Genomic DNA, 20,033 nt, shown 5'->3' with positions numbered 1-20,033 from the left:
TCTTTTTCTAAAATTTACGCAGGTTTAAAAGATTGTTTAGTTTTGCAAACCTGTGGAAACAAACAGTTATCACATTCAGGTTTCACAGCTTTACAAATATATCTTCCAAATAAAACCATTGCTTGATGAAAAATATGTAAATCATGCCCTTTAAGTTTTTTAACCAAATCAGCTTCTGTTATATCAACAGTTTTTCCATCACTCAAACCCAATCTATGAGAAACTCTAAAAACATGAGTATCAACAGCCATAAGATTTGCACCTTCAAACTCAATCATAAAAACATTTGCAGTTTTATTTCCAACACCTGCTAGTTTCATAAGTTTTTGCTGGTCGTGGGGAATTTCTCCCTCATAATTCATCAAAACACTTTGTGCCATTTTGATAATATTTTTTGATTTATTGTTAAAAAATGAACAAGAATTTAACAAAGCTTTTACATCTTCTAAATCTGCAACTGCCAATTCTCTTACACTTGGATATTTTTCAAAAAGTGCTGGTGTTATAATATTTACTCTTTTATCTGTACATTGAGCTGAAAGAATAATGGCAATTAATAACTCATAATCATTTTTATAATTTAACTCAGTAACCGCATCGCTGTACTTTTCTATGAAAGCTTGTTTTATTATCTCTATATCTGCTTTTGTTGCTTTTTTCATAATTAAATTGTAATTAAACCTTTATTAAATATAAAGTAAATAAAATTTATTTACTTACAATACCAATCAATATCTATACCAATTTCCATAAAATCTTTATCATCACTCAAAAGTTTTAAACCATTCTTTTTCACAGTATCTGCGATAATCAAGTCATTAAAATCATTTTCTTTTGTACTTTTATATGCTTGAGATATATCAAATGATTCAAAATCATCATTTATGTGATTTGCAAAACTCAGAAATTTTTTTAATTCTTTTAATACTATTTTAATAGTCTTTAAATATGCTTCACTTGCACGATAATCTTTTTTGTAATTTTTATCTTGATTTATATTAAAATTATTGTCAAAATCTATTCTTAAGCATCGATTTATAAATTCTGAAACAACATGCGAATTAATATACAAATCACATTTATTCTCAATGAGCTTTGAAAATACAGCTGAATATTTTTCCACTTGGTCATCGCTATTTTTAACATAAGAGGGAGAAAATAAAAAAATTAATATATTTGTATCAACAAAAACCTTATCTGATGTACTAACTTTATATATATTTGATACATTAATCATCTAAAATACTTTGATTTATTGAATCTGTTTTTATAACATCCTTAAAATGATTTTTAGCAGTTGGAATAACTTTTTCTTTTAATAGCTCTAAATCATCGCCATCAATTTCTCGATATTCAATAGATTTGTCTAAAATATCCCAATTATCAAATTTTTCGTAAAGTTTACCAATAGATTCATTTAAAAAATGAGATATCAACATATCAATTCCTTTAAATGAGAGTTCTATCTTCTTTGATTGTTTTAAATTCTCATACAAAATTTCAAATAATCTTTTACCATCTTCTGTGGACATTGCAATAGTATTATTTATAGTATCTTTAACATTAATTTTAATCATTTTTTTCTTCCTTTAAAAAATAATAAGTTCCACTATGTGTATTTAGTTCTATACTTATGATTGTACCCTCAAAAGACTTTTCAAGTGCTTTAGTATATTCTCGTGCATCTTTTATTCCATAATATCCATTTCCAGATATAATTTCAATACTTCCTTTGCTAACTTTAATTAAATCCATTAAAAGGCTTAATCCTAAACCACCTGCACCAGTTGTAGAATTGGTATCTTTTAATGCCCACTTTATACAATCAATTGCATCCATAGGCTCAAATTTTTTTCCCAATAGTTTATCTAGGGAACTTCTACTTTTAGTAAATTCTTTTGATAAATATTTATTCACATTTTTCTTGATAGTAACTCCATTATCAACAATCGTGAAATTAAACTTATCTTGATTAGGATAAAATTGTCCTGAACAAAAAAGTCCTAATGCACTATAGCTATGCCTGAACACATTGGAAAATAATTCAAATATCTTTTGTAATATTCTTTTCTGAAGTTTTGGGGATAAATTTTCAACTTTACCCATAAATTGAGTAATAAAATATAAATAAAATTCTTGTAAGATGAGTGAGTTATTTTCTAATGGGATATTTGTGTATTTTACCATCGTTTTATAAATATCATCCTTATTGTTTTCATCACAAAAAAATGATAAAAAATTTATTCTTTTCATTGAATTAAGTACTTTATTATTATTTGGTTTCTTAATTTCTACATCAACACCTCTTTTTCTCACTATTTCTAGTCCCATTCCAATTATTGATATAAAATGATTTCTTATAAATTCAGCATCACTAAAATCAATAATAATATCTTCATCATAAACATAAATTATTTTGTTAAAAATAAAAATTGCATCAAAGATAGTCTCTATTTTATTAATAACTATAGTTTTCACATTTCCCCCTCATATCAAAAAAATAAACAATAAAATATAAGCCTTGTTAATCTTCTATTTTGATAAGTTTTACTTTCTTTATAATAAATATTTTAATATAATTTTGGATTAATCTATAAAAAGACTTACTATTTATTCATAAAAAAATTTACTGGATTATAGTGTAAATTATAATAATTGTGAATTTAGTAAAAATTTTTATTAAAACTTAATTAGTTTTAATCACATAAAATTATAAATAAAAGTTTAGATTTTATTAAAATCTAGGCAAGTAAAGTATGCTAAAACTACATGAGCATTAAAAATCACTATTAAATGCAGAGTTTGGACAAAAGAGAAACTTTTAATTACAAATTTTTCATTTTTTATATCTCTTTAACCTTAGCAATTTCATCTCTTAGTCTAATAGCTTCTTCAAAATTCAAATCACTTGCTGCTTTTTTCATTTGTCTATTTAGCTCTATTAGAATTTTCTTTCTCTCAGATGCTGGCATTTTTTCTAGTTTCTCTTTTTTCCATGCCACATCATCGTACTCTTCAAGTTTTAGATTTTGGTCTAATCTTCTTTTTGTTGATACGGGAGTAATTCCGTTTTTGATGTTGTGTTCTTCTTGGATTTTTCTTCTTCTATTTGTTTCATCTATAGCAAACTGCATTGAACCTGTAATTCTTTTTGCATATAAAATTACTCTTCCTCTTTCATTTCTGGCAGCTCGTCCAATTGTTTGAATAAGTGAAGTTTTACTTCTTAAAAATCCCTCTTTATCAGCATCTAAAATAGCAACAAGAGAAGTTTCTGGAATATCCAAACCTTCTCTTAAAAGATTGATTCCAATAAGTACATCAAAAATTCCTAAACGCAACTCTCGAATGATTTGATTTCTTTCAATTGCATCAATTTCACTATGCATATATTTAACTTTCATTCCTAAATCTGCATAATAAGAAGCTAGTTCTTCTGCCATTTTTTTCGTTAGAACTGTAACTAAAACTCTTTCATTTTTTGCCACTACTTTTTTGATTTCATCATGAAGTTTTTCCACTTGGAACTCACTATCAACCACATCAATAATTGGGTCAAGAAGTCCAGTTGGTCGGATAATTTGTTCAGCTACAACTGAACTTAGATTGAGTTCTAGTTCATTTGGAGTTGCACTTACAAATATATAATTAGGAGCTTTTTTAATAAATTCATCAAATTTTAAAGGTCTATTATCCAAAGCACTTGGAAGTCTAAATCCATAATCTACTAAAACTTCTTTTCTACTTCTATCAGCGGCATGCATTCCACGAAACTGTGAAAGTGAAACATGTGATTCATCAACTACAAGTAAAAAGTCTCTATCCATTTGTTGAAAATAGTTTAATAAAGAATAAGGTGTCTCTTCTGGTTTTTGACCAGTTAGATGTCGGGCATAATTTTCTATTCCCTTACACATTCCAGTTCCTTCAATCATCTCCAAATCAAACTCAACTCTTTGTTTTAGTCTTTGATACTCCACAAGTTTGTTTGCACTTTGAAAATACTCAAGTCTCTCAGATAACTCTTCTTCAATTTGTTTTACAGCGGTTGCTAGTTTTTCATTTGAAACAACGAAAGGATTAACTGAATAAATAATTACCTCATCTAAAGATTTTGTTCTACTATTTGTGATGTATTCATGTTTTGAAATTGATTCAACCTCATCACCAAAAAATTCAACTCGTATAAACTCATCTTCAAAATAAGCTGGAAAAATGTCAATAACATCTCCATTTACTCTAAAATCTGACCTATCAAAAAACTTATCATTTCTTTTATAACCCATTTCCACAAGCTTTAATAAAAACTGTTTTTGAGAGTATTCAAATCCAACTTCAACCCTTTGTACCATTGCTTTGTATTCTTCTGGGTTTCCTAAACCATAGTTTGCAGAAACTGAAGCAATAACAATAACATCATCAAATGATAGAAGTGAAGCTGTTGCACTTAATCTTAATCTTTCTAACTCTTCATTTATTGAAGAATCTTTTTCAATAAATAAGTCGCTTCTTGGAATATAAGCTTCAGGCTGATAATAATCATAGTATGAAATAAAGTATTCCACATGATTATTTGGGAAAAACTGTTTAAATTCTGAATACAATTGAGCTGCAAGAGTTTTATTGTGAGTCATGATAAGAGTTGGTTTTTGAGTCGCCTCAATCACTTTTGCAATTGTATAAGTTTTTCCAGAACCTGTAACTCCTAAAAGAGTGTTATATTGGTTTCCAGCATTGATAGAATCACTTAAGGCTTTTATAGCAACTGGTTGATCTCCTGCTGGTTCGTAATCACTTACAACTTCAAACTTTGCGATGGCTTACTCCTTAATATCTTTTATTTGACATAATACTATAAAGAATCATCGAAACTTCTCGCCCTGACCACATTATGTCTTTACTTAATTCATCTCTATTTTTTTCTATATTTGTATTATATTTATATTTTCTAAAAATTTTTCTCATCTCATTTTCAACCTGACTATCACTTAAATTTAAAATTACATTATGAAATAAATTTTTATCAAAAGGAATAAAAAAAGCAGGATAAACCTTTAAAAAAGCTAATAACATTGAAACTTGCCATGTATGCCACTCTTGTTTGTCCATACTATTTGCTGATTTATTTTTATAATCTATAGCTTTGTAAGAATCAAATACAAATTTACAAGCTTTTGATAATGATGTATTATCCATTTCCCCTATTTTTTTTGGAAATGTTAAATCATTTAAATTTACGACTTCTACTACTGAATTATATTTTTTAGAATTATCAGTTTTACTACTTGTATCCTTAAGTAATAAAAAAATTATCATTATAATAACTAATAAAGCAATTAAAGTAATTCCTCCCAAAAAAGCTAAATTCATATATTTTCTCCTTGAAATTTTGATTCTATAATTTTTGTATATAATTTTTGACAACAAAGAGAGTGAATATTTATATACTCTTTTTCATCAATTAAATATCTATTACCTTGATGATAATGTCCTTCAATTATGATGTCCGTATTATAATTTTTTAATCTATTTGAAACTATTTGTTCAAAATTTTTTATTGTATGGCATATATTTTTTTTCACTAATGCATTTTCTATTTTTATTGAAATAAAATAATTTACATCAATAAAGTTCATAAATTTTAGAAATATTTTATTTCTTACAAACTTACAATATAAATCATATTTCCAATTTATAAAATTATCTCCATGAGAAATAGAAACACTTTTATTCTCAAATTTTCCTATAAGAGGTTGATTCTCTCTTTTTATTACATTTATATTTGGAAAAAGAGTCTGCAAGTTAAAATCATGATTTCCTTCTAAATAGATTATTTCTATTTGTTCTGATAATTTATTTAAAAGTTCTATTACATCACTATTTTCTTTAATAAAATATTTACACTCTCCAGAGATAAAATCTATCATATCTCCCATCAAAAAAAGTTGAGATGTTTCTATATATTTTTTATCTAATTTTTCTAAAAAAATTAAAAATTCTCTATTTTTTTTATTATAGTGAGAGTCAGCTACAAAAATAGCTCCTTGTTTAATATTAAGGTACATAGGCTATTTTTGGAATTCCTTCATATTCTTCATACCCACATAAAAGATTTGCATTTACTACAGCTTGAGAAGATGCACCTCTTAGAAGATTATCAATGGCAGAACTTACAAATAGTGCTTTACCATTTTTTGCACTAAATAAATCACAAAAGTTTGTTCCTGCAACTGATTTTACATCAACTGGTTTATCTCTAAGTCTTATAAACTCGCAATCTTTATACGCATTATTTAAAACTTCATTTACATCAATATCATCTTTTAGTGTTGCAAAAACTGATACTAACATTCCTCTTGTTAAAGGTAATAAATGAGGTACGAAGTTAATAGAAACATCTTTACCTTTTAGAATTCTAACTTTTTCATGAATCTCTGGCATATGTCTATGTTTAAAAGGATTATAAGCATGAACATTATCATTTATTTGGCAATAGTGTGTTGTTTCACTTGGATTCTTTCCTGCCCCACTAACACCTGATTTTGCATCTATAAAAATTGGAGCATCTGCATCTATATAATCAACAAAAGGCAATAATGCTAATAATGAAGCGGTTGGATAACAACCTGGATTTGCGATTAAATTTGCAGTTTTAATATCTTCTTTGAAATATTCAGGTAATCCATAAACAGCATCTTTTATATGTTCTTTATCTGTATGTTCACAATAATGTTCTTCATAAGTTTCTAATTCTAATCTATAATCAGCACTTAAATCTACAACTTTTACACCAAGCTTTAAAAGCTCTTTTGTAAAAGTCATAGAAGTTTTGTGGGGAAGTGCTAAAAATGCTAAATCTGCAATTTTTGATACTTCATTGGCATTTGCCAAACTAACATCAATATTTATTACATTTTTCAAACAAGGATGTAAATCTTGAACATTTATATCTCCCGTTGAATTTGCAATATAAGAGATATTAAATTTTGGATGATTAATTAAAATTTTTATTAGTTCTAAACCAGTATAACCACTAGCACCAATAATCGCAACGTTCATTACAATACTATCTCTTTATAACATACACCTAAAACTTCAAAAGTTTTAACACCACCAGGAAGAGTAGCTCTAACTTCATCACCCTCTTCTTTCCCCATAAGTTGTTTTGCTAAGGGTGAATTAAATGAAATCATTCCCTTTTCTGCATTTGACTCAACTCCACCAACTATCATATAAGTAAATTCTTCTTCTGTATTTGAATCAACTAAACTAACAGTTGAACCAAAACTTACTTTGTTATGTGGAAGAGTTGAAGGATCGATAATTACTGCTTTTGAGATAACTGCATTTAATTCTGCAACTTGAGAATCAATTAATGCTAATTTTTCTTTTGCAGAGTGATATTCAGCGTTCTCTTTTAAATCTCCTAATTGTCTAGCTTCTTCTAAAGCAATTACAGTTTCAGGTCTCTCTGTTTTTTTTAAGAACTCTAAATCACCTGTAATTTTGTTGTATCCAGCTAGCGTCATTGGTTCTTTATCCATCAACATCTCCAATAAATTAATTTATGATATAATACCTAAAAATAGTAAAAGAGAAGTTTAGATGAAATATGACAGAACAAAAAAGCTATTTGGTGATGATGTTTTTGAAAAATTCAAAGATGTTAAACTAATACTTTTAGGTGTTGGTGGTGTTGGAAGTTTTGCTTTAGATGCACTTTACAATACTGGAATTAAAAATATTACCATAGTTGATTTTGACACTTATGAAGAATCAAATTTAAATAGACAAATGGGAAGTATTGGAAATATTGGAAGAATAAAAGTTGAAGCTTTAAAGGAAAAATATCCTGAAGTTACACCCATTCATTTAAAAATTACACCCGAATGGATTGACAATTTTGATTTTTCATCATATGATTATATTTTAGATGCAATTGATGATGTTAAACCAAAAGTTCATCTAATAAAAAAACATTTTACAAAGATTATTAGTACTAGTGGTGGAGCAAAAAGAATTGATCCATCAAAAATAGAATATATTTCTATTTGGGACACATACAATGACCCCTTTATAAAAAAAATAAGAACTGAACTTAAAGCTCAAGGGTTCAAGAAAAAGTTCAAAGTAATTTTTTCTTCAGAGTTACCAATGTGCCTAGAGAAGGGAAGTTTCGAGGGAGTAACTGGTTCATTTGGATTAATGATGGCTTCGGTAACTATTCAAAAATTACTAGCTAAATTTCAAAAATAACTTAAAGTTACTCAAAGTTTAAAAGATATATAATAATTAACTTATACTTAAAAAAGGATTCTCATGAGCGGTATTAGTAGTAGTGTTGAACAAATGACTCAAGGACATCTTAGAAATGTTCAACAATTAGCTGTATTTTACACTGGTCATAGTAATATTTACGCAATTAATATAGCAAAAGTTAAGGCTTTTATAATTACTGAAGAAGTTGCAGTTAATGACACTCCAAAAGATTCAAACGTTATTGCAGGAATTGCAACAATCAGAGGAGAACCTGTAACTTTAATTAATCTTGATGCTTGGCTTGGACTTCCAGCCTTAGAAGTAAAAGATTACAAACTTATCATCTTTTGTGAATTTAATCATAAAAAAATTGGTTTCCTTGTAAAAGATATGCTTGATATTGTTGAAAAAACTACTCAAGAATTAAGACATACGGAAGAAACAAATTCAAAAATCACTTATACAACTTATGTAAAAGTAAATAATAAAGATGAACTTTGTACTGTATTTAATGCTGAACAACTATTAAGAGATATTCACTGGACAGATGATGGTTCAGATGAAGTTAAAAAATATGTTGATGAAAAACTTCATTCAGAAAAAATAATCTTAGCAGCAGAAGATTCAGGAGTTGCAAGAGAAGTTTTAAGTAAATTCTTTGAAGAATCTGGACTTGATTATGAAATTTATGCAAATGGAACACTTTTAATAAAAAGATTAGAAGAGTTAAATCCAGATAAAATTGGTATGGTAATTACTGATATTGAAATGCCAGGAACTGATGGTTACCAAGTTGCTTCATTTATTAAAAACAATAAAAACTTAGCACATATTCCGGTTATCGTAAACTCTTCAATGACAACAGATGCTGTAAGAGGGAAAATGAGTCAAGTAGGTGTTGATGGATTTGTTGGAAAAACTGATATTTCAAATCTATTTAAATTAACAAAAAAATTCTTACTAAGATAACTTTTCATAAATAAGATGAGATTTCCTCATCTTATTCTTTTTCTATCTATTTAACCAATTTTTAAAAACTTCTATTTGACTAAGTGTTTGACTTGTTGATGTCCCACCTAATGATGTTCTTGCATTCATAGAGTTTCTTAAATCTAAAAACATTAAAATTTCTTCATTAATATCTTTTAACTCTTCATTTGAGCTTCTTATTTCATCAATATTTAATTCACTAATATCTTTATTTAAACTATTTGCTTTTGAAACTACATCTTTTGTTAAATAATAAGCTGTTCTAAATGGCATATTTTGTTTTTGAACTAAATAATCAGCAAAATCAGTTGCACTCAAATGTCCAATTTTACAAGCATTTTGCATTTTATCTACATTAACAATCATAGTTTTTATTACTTCATTTAAAATAGAAATAGAAATTTCCATAGTTTTAACTGAATCAAAAACTCCCTCTTTATCTTCTTGTGTATCTTTATTATATGCAAGTGGTAAACCTTTCATAACAGTAAGAAGTGAAATAAGATTTCCATAAACTCGACCAGTTTTTCCTCTTAATAATTCAGGAACATCTGGGTTTTTCTTTTGTGGCATAATTGAGCTTGTTGTTGCATATTCATCACTCATTCTTACAAATTGGAATTCATAAGATGACCATAAAATAAGTTCTTCTGCAATTCTACTTATATGCATCATTGCTGTACTTATATTAAATAAAATTTCTAGGGCAAAATCTCTATCTGAAACTGTATCCATAGCATGTGCTGTTGGAGAATTAAATCCTAATTTTTCTGAAGTTGACTCTCTATTTATATTATGTGGAGTTCCTGCAAGTGCAGCACTTCCTAAAGGACAATAGTTATTTCTTTCATAAGAACTTTCAAATCTTTCAAAATCTCTTTTAAACATATTTGCATAAGCTAACAAATGATAACCAAAATTAAGAGGTTGAGCATGTTGTAAGTGAGTCATGCCAGGGATTAGTGTAGTTGTATGTTTTGATGCAACAGACACAAAAGTATCAACTAGCTCTTTTAATTGTGCTTTTATACTTAATGATTTATCTTGAACATAAAGTCTAAAATCTGTTGCTACTTGGTCATTTCTGCTTCGTGCAGTGTGAAGTCTTTTTCCTGGCTCTCCTATGATTTCAGTAAGTCTTGTTTCAACTGCCATATGAATATCTTCATATGCAAGTGAAAATTTAAACTCTCCGCTTTCAATCTCATTTTTTACTTGTAAAAGTCCAGTTTCAATTGCTTTTTGTTCTTCAATAGTTAAAATACCTTGTTCTGCTAACATTTGTGAGTGAGCAATTGAACCTCTGATATCTTGTGCATAAAGCTCTTTATCAAACATTATTGAAGCATTAAATTCATCTAATATTTGAGCATTTGTATTTTTTAAAATTTGATTGTTTTGATTTGCCATTGATTTCCCTAAAATTATAATATTGCCTTAAAATTAAGGCAACATTATAACACAAGTGATATTAGTTCAACACATCAAAGTTTGGTTATGACCAAAGTTGCAAATGAGGAATATGTGATATAGCTTTTATAATATCTGTTTTTGAAACAATTCCAATTAAAATATCATTTTCATCAACAATAGGAACAGCATGTAATTTGAAATCAACCATTACTTTTGCAACTCTTCTTATATCAGTTATTGGGTCAGCTGTAATTAGTTGTGGTATGTATATATCTTCAATCTTTTTTTCTAAAATATTTTTACTATTTTCTATATCATTCATCAAAAGATTTAAAATTATCTCTTTATCTATCATTCCTAATATTTTTTTACCAAAAGTTGCAATTGGTAACTGTTTAATTTTAAACTCTTCCATTACATCATAAACTTCTTGAATAGTTGATATTGAGTCAATATAAACACAATCTTTTGTCATAATATCTTTTACATGAAATATCATTTCAGAGGTATCAATTTTAGCCATTTTCTTATATGAATTTAAAGCCTCGTTAATTGAATCATTATGTTGTTTCTCATTATTCTGATGTTTTATAAGATTATCAAAAGTTTGCTCATCTGGGTTTAAGTAAGTTTTATTAACTCTTGCCACATCTTTTAGAGCATATAAATCATTATTTGTACCTTTAAAATCAACATCAGGATTATTATATATTGCAAACATTTACAACTCCTTACTTTTTTATAACTACATAATAGAATAAAATAATTAATAGATTATTATACTAATTAATTTTTAATAAATATATGAATACACTACATCTAATTAAAGAAAGTCTTAATCATGAATAAAACACTATATTTTACCCATAAAAAACTAGAATATTTAGAACTTAGATACTCAAATTCAAATAATTGTTATAAAGAGCATATTCACAATAGTTTATCAATTGGAGCTATATTAAATGGCCAAAGAACTTATATAAATAAAAATAAGAGTTTTAGCCTTTCAAAAAATCAAGTGGCAATAATAAATCCAAATACAATACATAGTTGTAATAGTAACAACAAAATTGCAAATAAATTATATATGTTATATTTGTCAAAGGATTGGTGTTTTAATATCCAAAAAAGTATTTTTCCAAATATAAAAGAATTTATTCCCTTTCAAAAAGAGTTAATAAACAATAAAACAACTTATAACAAATTTATAAAATTATGTGAACTACTATTTTCAAATGCTCTAGTTTCGAAAAAAGAGTATTTTTTAATTGATTTTTTCACTTCTTTATACAAAAAGTACAATAGCACTTTTGTTATTGAGATAAAAGATTCTTCGATTATTACTAATATTACAAAGTTTCTTCACACAAATATAAAAGAAGATATTAGTTTAAGTGACTTATCAAAAGAGTTTAATCTTTCAACTTTTTATATAACTAAACTTTTTAAAAAAGAGCTAAATATTCCTGTTCATTCATATTTTATAAATCTAAAAATTGAATTTGCAAAAGATTTATTAAAAAGTAGAATGAGTATTTCACAAACTGCACTTGAGTGTGGTTTTTTTGACCAAAGCCATTTTCATAGAAATTTCAAAAAGATTGTTGCAATTACTCCAAAACAATACCAAGACAATTTTGTACAATAATTAATTTTTAGATTTTCATACAATCCTTTTTTTAAAGGAATTTTATGGATTTACAACTATATTTACAAGATTTTTTGCTTTTGGCAATTGCTCATTTTTTAGCGCTAATAAGCCCTGGCGTTGATTTTTTTATTATTATAAATTCAACACTAAAATATGGAAAAAAAGCTGGAATTATTACAGCTTTTGGTATTGCCATTTCAAATTTGCTTTATATATTATTGGCACTTTTTGGAATTATGATTATAAAAGAAAATATTTATGTATTTAATTCTCTAAAGATTTTGGGAAGTATTTATCTGTTTTATATTTCATATTATTTGATTAATTCAAGAAAAAGGGATTTATTTGAAAATTCTATTAAACATGAAAAAAACAGTAGATTAGTTAACGATTTTATTAAAGGATTTTTAAGTGCAATATTAAATCCAAAAAACTTTATTTTTTATTTTACTATGTTTTCAATCACTGTTGAAAAATCTACACCCTATTTTATTCAAACAATTTATGCAGTTTGGATGTTTTTGGCAGTATTACTTTGGGATATATTTATTGTGTATATAATTAGTTTGGAAAATGTAAAAAGGATTTTTAATAATTATATTAGTTTAATAGAAAAAGTCTCTGCCCTTTTCTTAAGTTTTGTGGCAATTACTATTCTTTATAATCTATAAAAAAAGGCTCATGCAACTTGCACGAGCCTTTTATATTTTCTATTTTTGAAAAAATTAAATTGGTAAAACTCTTAAGTTTTCATCAATTTTTTGTTGTAATACAGATTCGATTGCATATAAAGTTCCTGAACTTCCAGACGAACATCCAGAACAAGAACCTAAATATCTGATATATAAATCATAATGAGGTAAGTTTTCTTTGATATCAATAATTTCCATATTTCCACCATCCATTACAAGCATTGGTCTAATATCTGAATCTAATATAGAATCAATAGCTTTAATTCTTTGAACTAATGTCATTTTATCAAATGTTAATTCACCAGATGCACTTGCGTCTGCTGCTGTTTTTAATTTTTCTTGTTCCATTTCAGCTGTCATGTCTTTTAAAATATCTACTAAATAAATATCTTTAGCTTCATGTCCGCCTGGTTTAATACATGATTTACAAAATGCACCAGCTTTTGTATAATCAGTAATTTGCTCAACTGTTGTTAATTTATTAATTCTAATTACATCTTTTAAAGTTGCTAATGAAACCCTTGCACATTCACAAATGATTTGTTCTTCTTCAAAAGAATCCATATCAACACCTTTATAATCAGCTGCTGCTTTTTTGATAACATCATAAGCCATAACTGAACAGTGCATTTTTTGAGGTGGAACTGCTGGTGTATCTGCATTATCTCTTAAAGCAAATTCAACATCAATATTTGTAATTTTTACAGCTTCATCAACTGTTTTTCCAATACAAAGTTCTGCCATAACATCTGAAGATGCGATTGCAGTACCACAACCAAAAGATTTGAATTTTGATTCTAAGATTTTATCTGTTGATTCTTCAACCGCCCAATAAAGTCTTACAGCATCACCACATGATTCAGCTCCAAAATCTGCAACGATTAGTTTTGCTCCTAATTCAGCTGCTCTTTCTTCTGTGATTTCACCTTGGTGTTTTGGATTATTCATTCTATTTACAACTTGATTTGAGTACTCATCCCAAATTGATCCGCTAATTAAATTATTTTTTGCCATCGTATTTTCCTTTTTATTCTATTTTTTATTATAAAGCTGATTTATGATTTGATGGTGCATAAGCGTAAGAACTTGAAATATTTCTTAGTCTTGTAACTGCATTTTTGATAACATCAATCGCATAATCAATTTGTTCTTCTGTATTAAATCTACTTAAAGAGAATCTAACACCCGTATGAGCTAACTCACTATCACTTCCAAATGCGTTCATTACTGGATTTGCTTCTAAATCTTCACTAGCGCACGCACTTCCTGTACTTGCTCCAATTCCATTTTGATTTAAATCCCAAAGCATAGATTCACCCTCAACACCTCTAAAAGAGATTAAAGTTGTGTTTGGTGTTCTATTATCTTTTCCACCAATTACTACAGTTTCTGGTAATTCTAAAATTGCATTTTCTAATTTATCTCTTAATTTGCTAACATGATTTTTTTCATAAGCTATTGCCATAGTTGAAGTTGCAAGTTTCATAGCCCAACCCATTCCTACCATTGATGCAACATCTACAGTTCCAGCTCTTAATCCACCCATTTGCTCACCACCATGCAATAATGGAGTTAAACTAAAACCTTTTCTTACATATAATCCACCAACACCTTTTGGTCCGTGAAATTTATGAGCTGAAAAAGATAAATAATCTACATTTGCATCTTGAACATCTACTACTACTTTTCCAATAGCTTGAGTTGCATCTGTGTGAAATGGAACGCCAAACTCTTTACAAATAGCTCCAATTTCTTTAATTGGGAAGATTTTACCTGTTTCATTATTTGCCCACATAATTGATACAAGAGCTGTATCTTCTTTTATAAAATCTCTTACAGAACTAGCTTCTAAAACTCCATCTTCATTTACAGGAAGATAAGTTACAGAAACTCCTTGAGTTTCTAAGAATCTACATGTAGCAGTTACCGCTGGGTGTTCTACTTCACTTGTAATAATGTGTTTTTTGTCACCATTTAAAATTTTATCTATCCAAATACCTTTTATAACTGTATTAATACTTTCTGTTGCATTTGAACAAATAATAATGTCATCATCATCTGATGCATTAATTCCTTCATATAAAAAATTTAAGGCTTCAACCATTTTTGGATGAGTTCCTGCTCCAAACTTATGTAATGAATTTGGGTTTCCGTAAATATCACAAAAAAATGGTTTCATCTCTTCATAAACTTTTGGGTCTACTATTGTTGTTGCGTTATTATCTAAATAAACTTCCATAATTGTTCCTATATTTTTTAATCTTATCCTATGCAAGAACTATTCCTAAAAATATACTTGCATTTTGTAAAACTTTTCAGCATTCTAATATAAACAGGATAAAAATAGTCTTAATTAAGATTTAGTGTTATTTTCTATTTCAGAAAGTAACATTTTTAAAGAATTAAAGCTATTTCTAATCTATTTTCTTTTGAAATCTTATTATATTTAAAGTTTGATAAATAACTCTATTAACTTTGAAATACTATAATCTATTTATAAATTTTATTATGCTTTTTTAATTACTTTGTGCTAGAATTTTAAACAGGATAGATTTTATCCTATTTAATTATTTTAACAAGTATAAACAAAATAAATTGGAGTCAATTATGAGTGACAATAAACAATTAGAAGATATTATTAACAAAGATTATAAACTAGGATTTGAAACTTTAATAGAAAGTGACACTTTTGCAAAAGGTTTAAATGAAGATGTAATTAGAGCAATATCAGCAAAAAAAGACGAGCCAGCTTGGCTTTTAGATTTTAGATTAAAAGCTTACAAAAAATGGCAAAAAATGGAAGAACCATCTTGGGCACATTTAGATTATCCTAAAATAGATTATCAAGATATAGCATATTATTCTGCACCTAAAAAAGCTTTGGACTCTTTAGACGAAGTTGATCCTGAGATTTTAAAGACATATGAAAAATTAGGAATTCCACTTGAAGAGCAAAAACAACTTGCAGGTGTAAAAGGAGTTGCAGTTGATGCAGTGTTTGATTCTGTTTCTGTAAAAACTACATATCAAGGTGAACTTGAAAAACTAGGAATCATATTTTGCTCAATTAGTGAAGCAGCACATAAATATCCTCAACTTGTACAAGAGTATTTAGCAAGTGTAGTTCCTGTTGTAGATAACTATTTTGCCTGTTTAAATAGTGCAGTTTTCACAGATGGAAGTTTTGTATATATTCCACCAAATGTTAGATGTCCAATGGAATTATCAACTTACTTTAGAATAAATGCCTTAGATACTGGACAATTTGAGCGAACTTTAATCATTTGTGATGAAAACTCTTATGTTTCATATAATGAAGGTTGTTCAGCACCAACAAGAGATGAGAGACAACTTCATGCAGCTGTTGTTGAGTTAGTTGCTTTAAAAAATGGTCAAATTAAATATTCAACTATTCAAAACTGGTTTCCAGGTGATGACAATGGAAAAGGTGGAATTCTAAACTTTGTTACAAAAAGAGGAATCTGTAAAGGTGATAATTCTAAAATTTCTTGGACACAAGTAGAAACGGGAAGTGCCATAACATGGAAATATCCATCGTGCATACTTGCAGGTGATAATAGTGTAGGAGAGTTTTATTCAGTTGCAATTGCTTCAAAAGCACAACAAGCAGATACTGGAACAAAAATGGTTCATTTAGGTAAAAATACTAAATCTACAATCATCTCAAAAGGAATCTCTGCAATGCATGGAAGAAATGCTTACAGAGGATTAGTAAGAGTTGGGAAAAGCGCTTCAAATGCTAGAAATATTTCAGAGTGTGATTCATTATTGATTGGAAATAAATGCCATGCGCATACTTATCCATATCATGAAATCAGAAACAGTAGTGCAAACATTGAACATGAAGCAACAACTTCAAAAATCTCTGATGAACAACTTTTTTACCTTTCACAAAGAGGAATAAATGAAGAAGATGCAATTGCCATGATTGTAAATGGTTTTTGTAAAGAGGTTTTAAAAGAGTTACCAATGGAGTTTGCAGCAGAAGCAAAAGAGTTATTAAGTATATCATTAGAAGGAAGTGTGGGATAAATTATGAAAAAAAATACATTATTAAAAATAGAAGATTTAAAAGTAAATATAAATGATAAAGAGATATTAAAAGGTATAAATTTAGAGATTAAAGAAGGCGAAGTTCATGCTTTAATGGGAACAAATGGAGCTGGAAAATCAACTTTAGTGAAAACATTAAGTGCTCATTATGATTGTGTTGTGACTGAGGGGAAAATTACATATAAAAAGAAAAATTTATTAGACCTTGATGTAACACAAAGAGCAAATGAGGGAATTTTTATGAGTTTCCAATCTCCTGTTGAAGTTGCAGGCGTTAACAATAGCTACTTTTTAAAAACAGCAATCAATGCTAAAAGAGTGTATGCAGGACTTCCAGAAATTGATGCAATGGAGTTTTTAAAACTTATCAAAGAAGAGACAGCAAAATATAATATTGATAGAAAACTTCTACAAAGAGATTTAAATGATGGTTTTAGTGGTGGGGAGAAAAAAAGAAATGAATTAATTCAACTTTTAATGCTTCAACCTGATTTAATCATGCTTGATGAAATAGATTCAGGTCTTGATGTAGATGCTATTAAAACTGTTGCAAATGTAATAAACTCTATGCTTGATGGAAAAAGATCTGTATTAATGATTACGCACTATGATAGATTATTAGAGTTGATAAAACCTGATTTTGTACATATTTTAAATGATGGGAAAATTGTAAAAACAGGAGATTATAGCTTAGCTTTAGAACTTGATGAAAAAGGTTACGAAGCAATAGGAATAAATGATGTTAATAATAAATGAAATCAAAGGGATAAACCTTCCAAATAAAAAAGACGAAGAGTTTTTGAAAATAAATTTTGATTCACTTTTTTCTTATGAATTTGCAGATAAACAAAGTTATGAACTTGATATTATGGGTTTAGAAACTACTGTTGATAAAGAGAAATATGAATCAGTTTTATTTGATATTACAAGAAGTTTAGATGATAAACAAACAATTTTAACAATAAATAAAAATATTGCTGAACCTATTTTCTTAATTCATAAATTAAAACAAAGTGAAACACTTTATACAAACTCTTTGAAAATAGAAGTAAAAAAAGATATAAAAGCAAGTATTGTTGAAGTTTTTGTGAACTCTTCTGAAAACAGTTTTTATGCAGTTAATAGAAAAATACAATTAGAAGAAAATGCTTCTTTAGAGTATGTAAAAGTTCAAGATATAAATATTTCAAATTCAATGACTTTTGCCCTTGCAGTTGAACAAAAGAATAGTTCAAACCTAGAGCTTTTCAACTTTGATTTTGGAGATGGATTTATAGTAAATAGTTTTGAAAATATTATCAATAATGAAAATGTAAACTATGAATTAAATGCTTTGATAAAACTTTTTTCAAATGCAGCGACTTCAAATCTAATAAAAACTATTCACAATGAAAAAAGTTCAAATAGTAATATAAACTTCAAACATAGTTTAAAAGATAGTTCAAAAGCTGTATTTAAAGCAAAATCAATAGTAAATCCAAGTGCCCTATTCTCAAAAGCTTTCCAAAATTGTGACACTATTTTATTAAGTGATGATGCAACTATTATTGCTCAACCTCATCTTGAAATTTTAATTGATGAATTAGAAGCTAGTCATGGGACTACAACAGGAAGTTTAAACAAAGAACAACTTTTATATCTTCAATCAAGAGGAATAAAAAAAGAGCAAGCATATGATATGTTACTTGAAGCTTTTGAAAATACAATAAAATCTAATATAAAAGATGAGATAATAAAAGAATTTATTGAAACTTACAAAAGGGAAAAATATGTTTAAAAAGGACTTTCCATATTTCCAAAATTCTAAAACAGTTTATTTGGATAATGGAGCAACAACGCAAAAACCAAAAAGTGTAATTGATTCGCAAGTTGAATACTACGAAACATATTGTGCAAATACTCATAGAAGTAATTTTGGTCATGCAAATAAAGCAACTCAAGAGTTTGAAAAAACAAGAGTTTTATTAAAAGAGTTTATAAATGCTTCAAAAAATGAAGAGATAATTTTCACAAAAGGTGTAACTGAGTCTTTAAACTTTATTGCTTCTTCTTTTGCAAAAGATTTTAAAACAGTGATTATCTCTTCTTTGGAACATCACTCAAATATCACTCCTTGGCATATGCAAGGAAGAAGTTTGGGAAATGGTCTTGAAGTTGTAAGCTGTAATGATAATTTAGATTTTGACCTAGAACATTTTGAAGAACTTTTAAAAGCAAATCCAAATGCTTTTGTAAGTATCACTCATGTTTCAAATGCCTTTGGAAAAATCCATGATATAAAAACAATAGCAAAATTAGCCCATGAATATGGAGCAATTATTATGATAGATGGAGCTCAAAGTTTAGCTCACTTCAAAGTTGATGTTCAAGACCTTGATGTTGATTTTTTTGCAATTTCAGGACATAAAACTTTTGCACCAACAGGAGTTGGAGCTATTTATGTAAAAGAAAAATATTTAAAAGATGTAAAAGCTTACCAAACAGGTGGTGCTACAATCCAAGAAGTTGATTATAATCATTCAACTTTACTTGATTCTCCTTACAAATTTGAAGCAGGAACGCAAAATATTGCAGGTGTTATAGGATTTGGAAAAGCTTTAGAGTATTTAAATTATGTGAAATATGAAAATATCGAAAGCATTGAAAAAAATGTTTTTAAATTTCTTGATGAAGAGTTGGCAAAACTTCCTGGGATTGTTTTTTACAATGACACAAAAGATTGTATAGGAAGTAGAAGTTTCAATTTTGAGGGAATAGTTCACGATGATATTGGAATTTTGATTGATAAAATGAATGTAGCGGTAAGAGTTGGACATCATTGTGCTCAACCTATTATGAAAAAGTTAGGAATTAGAGGAACTATTAGAGTTTCTGTTGCTTTTTATAATGACTATGTAGATGTTGATAAATTAATTGAGGCATTAAAAAAAGCATTAAGTATGTTAAAGGATTAA

General features: G+C 27.7%; 21 protein-coding genes. 8 read left to right on the top strand and 13 right to left on the bottom strand.

Annotated elements, in window-relative coordinates:
• Nucleotides 1-14: 14 nt before the first annotated feature.
• The 9 genes from nth to greA form a co-directional block, all read right to left on the bottom strand.
• Nucleotides 15-662: an endonuclease III gene (gene nth, locus AVENP_RS04425; RefSeq protein ID WP_128357415.1), complete on the bottom strand. Its 648-nt coding sequence runs from the start codon at nt 660-662 to the stop codon at nt 15-17.
• A 50-nt stretch (nt 663-712) separates the two neighbouring features.
• Nucleotides 713-1,237, bottom strand: coding sequence for a type II toxin-antitoxin system VapC family toxin (locus tag AVENP_RS04420; protein WP_128357416.1), 525 nt, complete (start codon nt 1,235-1,237; stop codon nt 713-715).
• Nucleotides 1,230-1,577 carry an STAS-like domain-containing protein gene (locus tag AVENP_RS04415; RefSeq protein ID WP_128357417.1) on the bottom strand — a complete coding sequence of 116 codons (348 nt, stop codon included), beginning with the start codon at nt 1,575-1,577 and terminating at the stop codon, nt 1,230-1,232. Before AVENP_RS04415 ends, AVENP_RS04420 begins: the two co-directional genes overlap by 8 nt.
• The gene (locus AVENP_RS04410; protein ID WP_128357418.1) at nt 1,570-2,478 is read right to left on the bottom strand and encodes a hypothetical protein; all 909 of its coding nucleotides are present in this window, start codon (nt 2,476-2,478) and stop codon (nt 1,570-1,572) included. The genes AVENP_RS04415 and AVENP_RS04410 overlap by 8 nt, the downstream gene beginning before the upstream one ends.
• A 365-nt stretch (nt 2,479-2,843) precedes the next feature.
• Nucleotides 2,844-4,817 carry an excinuclease ABC subunit UvrB gene (gene uvrB / locus AVENP_RS04405; RefSeq protein WP_128357419.1) on the bottom strand — a complete coding sequence of 658 codons (1,974 nt, stop codon included), beginning with the start codon at nt 4,815-4,817 and terminating at the stop codon, nt 2,844-2,846.
• A 10-nt stretch (nt 4,818-4,827) separates the two neighbouring features.
• Entirely contained in the window at nt 4,828-5,370 is a 543-nt protein-coding gene (locus tag AVENP_RS04400) for a hypothetical protein (RefSeq protein WP_128357420.1), read from the bottom strand.
• Nucleotides 5,367-6,065: a metallophosphoesterase gene (locus AVENP_RS04395; RefSeq protein WP_128357421.1), complete on the bottom strand. Its 699-nt coding sequence runs from the start codon at nt 6,063-6,065 to the stop codon at nt 5,367-5,369. The genes AVENP_RS04400 and AVENP_RS04395 overlap by 4 nt, the downstream gene beginning before the upstream one ends.
• Nucleotides 6,055-7,059: an N-acetyl-gamma-glutamyl-phosphate reductase gene (argC, locus tag AVENP_RS04390; protein WP_128357422.1), complete on the bottom strand. Its 1,005-nt coding sequence runs from the start codon at nt 7,057-7,059 to the stop codon at nt 6,055-6,057. The genes AVENP_RS04395 and argC overlap by 11 nt, the downstream gene beginning before the upstream one ends.
• The gene (greA, locus tag AVENP_RS04385) at nt 7,059-7,544 is read right to left on the bottom strand and encodes a transcription elongation factor GreA (RefSeq protein WP_128357423.1); all 486 of its coding nucleotides are present in this window, start codon (nt 7,542-7,544) and stop codon (nt 7,059-7,061) included. The genes argC and greA overlap by 1 nt, the downstream gene beginning before the upstream one ends.
• A gap of 61 nt (nt 7,545-7,605) precedes the next feature.
• On the opposite strand from greA, the gene AVENP_RS04380 reads away from it, so the two are divergent.
• Nucleotides 7,606-8,256 (top strand): tRNA threonylcarbamoyladenosine dehydratase, encoded by a 651-nt coding sequence (locus tag AVENP_RS04380; RefSeq protein WP_128357424.1) that lies wholly within the window; start codon nt 7,606-7,608, stop codon nt 8,254-8,256.
• A gap of 63 nt (nt 8,257-8,319) precedes the next feature.
• Entirely contained in the window at nt 8,320-9,228 is a 909-nt protein-coding gene (locus AVENP_RS04375) for a chemotaxis protein CheV (protein WP_128357425.1), read from the top strand.
• Nucleotides 9,229-9,270: 42 nt separating this feature from the next.
• Here the strand turns inward: AVENP_RS04375 and argH are convergent, their stop codons facing one another.
• Both argH and AVENP_RS04365 read right to left on the bottom strand, forming a co-directional pair.
• The gene (gene argH, locus AVENP_RS04370; protein ID WP_128357426.1) at nt 9,271-10,659 is read right to left on the bottom strand and encodes an argininosuccinate lyase; all 1,389 of its coding nucleotides are present in this window, start codon (nt 10,657-10,659) and stop codon (nt 9,271-9,273) included.
• Between the two features lie 85 nt (nt 10,660-10,744).
• On the bottom strand, nt 10,745-11,383 hold the full coding sequence (locus tag AVENP_RS04365; protein ID WP_128357427.1) for a CBS domain-containing protein: 639 nt from the start codon (nt 11,381-11,383) through the stop codon (nt 10,745-10,747).
• Between the two features lie 120 nt (nt 11,384-11,503).
• On the opposite strand from AVENP_RS04365, the gene AVENP_RS04360 reads away from it, so the two are divergent.
• On the top strand, nt 11,504-12,310 hold the full coding sequence (locus AVENP_RS04360) for an AraC family transcriptional regulator (RefSeq protein ID WP_128357428.1): 807 nt from the start codon (nt 11,504-11,506) through the stop codon (nt 12,308-12,310).
• A 44-nt stretch (nt 12,311-12,354) separates the two neighbouring features.
• Nucleotides 12,355-12,984 (top strand): LysE family translocator, encoded by a 630-nt coding sequence (locus AVENP_RS04355; protein WP_128357429.1) that lies wholly within the window; start codon nt 12,355-12,357, stop codon nt 12,982-12,984.
• Nucleotides 12,985-13,038: 54 nt separating this feature from the next.
• Here AVENP_RS04355 and AVENP_RS04350 read toward each other — a convergent pair whose 3' ends face one another.
• Nucleotides 13,039-14,019, bottom strand: coding sequence for an iron-sulfur cluster assembly scaffold protein (locus AVENP_RS04350; RefSeq protein ID WP_128357430.1), 981 nt, complete (start codon nt 14,017-14,019; stop codon nt 13,039-13,041).
• A gap of 28 nt (nt 14,020-14,047) precedes the next feature.
• Nucleotides 14,048-15,244 carry a NifS family cysteine desulfurase gene (locus AVENP_RS04345; protein WP_128357431.1) on the bottom strand — a complete coding sequence of 399 codons (1,197 nt, stop codon included), beginning with the start codon at nt 15,242-15,244 and terminating at the stop codon, nt 14,048-14,050.
• 368 nt (nt 15,245-15,612) lie between these two features.
• Here AVENP_RS04345 and sufB point away from each other — a divergent pair, with 368 nt between their 5' ends.
• The 4 genes from sufB to AVENP_RS04325 are packed head-to-tail and all read left to right on the top strand — an operon-like array spanning nt 15,613 to nt 20,033.
• Entirely contained in the window at nt 15,613-17,058 is a 1,446-nt protein-coding gene (sufB, locus tag AVENP_RS04340) for a Fe-S cluster assembly protein SufB (RefSeq protein WP_128357432.1), read from the top strand.
• Nucleotides 17,059-17,061: 3 nt separating this feature from the next.
• A complete protein-coding gene (sufC, locus tag AVENP_RS04335; protein ID WP_128357433.1) occupies nt 17,062-17,835 on the top strand; it encodes a Fe-S cluster assembly ATPase SufC in 774 nt (257 codons plus the stop codon).
• Complete coding sequence (locus tag AVENP_RS04330) at nt 17,819-18,856, top strand: SufD family Fe-S cluster assembly protein (RefSeq protein WP_128357434.1); 1,038 nt, start codon at nt 17,819-17,821, stop codon at nt 18,854-18,856. The genes sufC and AVENP_RS04330 overlap by 17 nt, the downstream gene beginning before the upstream one ends.
• The gene (locus AVENP_RS04325) at nt 18,849-20,033 is read left to right on the top strand and encodes an aminotransferase class V-fold PLP-dependent enzyme (protein WP_128357435.1); all 1,185 of its coding nucleotides are present in this window, start codon (nt 18,849-18,851) and stop codon (nt 20,031-20,033) included. Before AVENP_RS04330 ends, AVENP_RS04325 begins: the two co-directional genes overlap by 8 nt.

This window comes from Arcobacter venerupis (genome assembly GCF_013201665.1).
In the GTDB taxonomy this organism is placed as follows: Bacteria; Campylobacterota; Campylobacteria; order Campylobacterales; family Arcobacteraceae; genus Aliarcobacter; species Aliarcobacter venerupis.
The sequence above is the reverse complement of the archived record's forward strand: the minus strand, read 5'-3'. Positions and strand labels throughout refer to the sequence as shown.

Bases quoted from the DNA above. Each gene is read 5' to 3' on its own strand.
- AVENP_RS04420 (WP_128357416.1), bottom strand. From the start codon at position 1,237: ATGATTAATGTATCAAATATATATAAAGTTAGTACATCAGATAAGGTT.
- AVENP_RS04350 (WP_128357430.1), bottom strand. From the start codon at position 14,019: ATGGCAAAAAATAATTTAATTAGCGGATCAATTTGGGATGAGTACTCA.
- AVENP_RS04325 (WP_128357435.1), top strand. From the start codon at position 18,849: ATGTTTAAAAAGGACTTTCCATATTTCCAAAATTCTAAAACAGTTTAT.
- argC (WP_128357422.1), bottom strand. From the start codon at position 7,059: ATGAACGTTGCGATTATTGGTGCTAGTGGTTATACTGGTTTAGAACTA.
- AVENP_RS04345 (WP_128357431.1), bottom strand. From the start codon at position 15,244: ATGGAAGTTTATTTAGATAATAACGCAACAACAATAGTAGACCCAAAA.
- AVENP_RS04400 (WP_128357420.1), bottom strand. From the start codon at position 5,370: ATGAATTTAGCTTTTTTGGGAGGAATTACTTTAATTGCTTTATTAGTT.
- argH (WP_128357426.1), bottom strand. From the start codon at position 10,659: ATGGCAAATCAAAACAATCAAATTTTAAAAAATACAAATGCTCAAATA.
- AVENP_RS04360 (WP_128357428.1), top strand. From the start codon at position 11,504: ATGAATAAAACACTATATTTTACCCATAAAAAACTAGAATATTTAGAA.
- AVENP_RS04415 (WP_128357417.1), bottom strand. From the start codon at position 1,577: ATGATTAAAATTAATGTTAAAGATACTATAAATAATACTATTGCAATG.
- sufB (WP_128357432.1), top strand. From the start codon at position 15,613: ATGAGTGACAATAAACAATTAGAAGATATTATTAACAAAGATTATAAA.
- AVENP_RS04365 (WP_128357427.1), bottom strand. From the start codon at position 11,383: ATGTTTGCAATATATAATAATCCTGATGTTGATTTTAAAGGTACAAAT.
- greA (WP_128357423.1), bottom strand. From the start codon at position 7,544: ATGGATAAAGAACCAATGACGCTAGCTGGATACAACAAAATTACAGGT.
- AVENP_RS04395 (WP_128357421.1), bottom strand. From the start codon at position 6,065: ATGTACCTTAATATTAAACAAGGAGCTATTTTTGTAGCTGACTCTCAC.
- AVENP_RS04380 (WP_128357424.1), top strand. From the start codon at position 7,606: ATGAAATATGACAGAACAAAAAAGCTATTTGGTGATGATGTTTTTGAA.
- AVENP_RS04330 (WP_128357434.1), top strand. From the start codon at position 17,819: ATGTTAATAATAAATGAAATCAAAGGGATAAACCTTCCAAATAAAAAA.
- sufC (WP_128357433.1), top strand. From the start codon at position 17,062: ATGAAAAAAAATACATTATTAAAAATAGAAGATTTAAAAGTAAATATA.
- AVENP_RS04355 (WP_128357429.1), top strand. From the start codon at position 12,355: ATGGATTTACAACTATATTTACAAGATTTTTTGCTTTTGGCAATTGCT.
- nth (WP_128357415.1), bottom strand. From the start codon at position 662: ATGAAAAAAGCAACAAAAGCAGATATAGAGATAATAAAACAAGCTTTC.
- AVENP_RS04375 (WP_128357425.1), top strand. From the start codon at position 8,320: ATGAGCGGTATTAGTAGTAGTGTTGAACAAATGACTCAAGGACATCTT.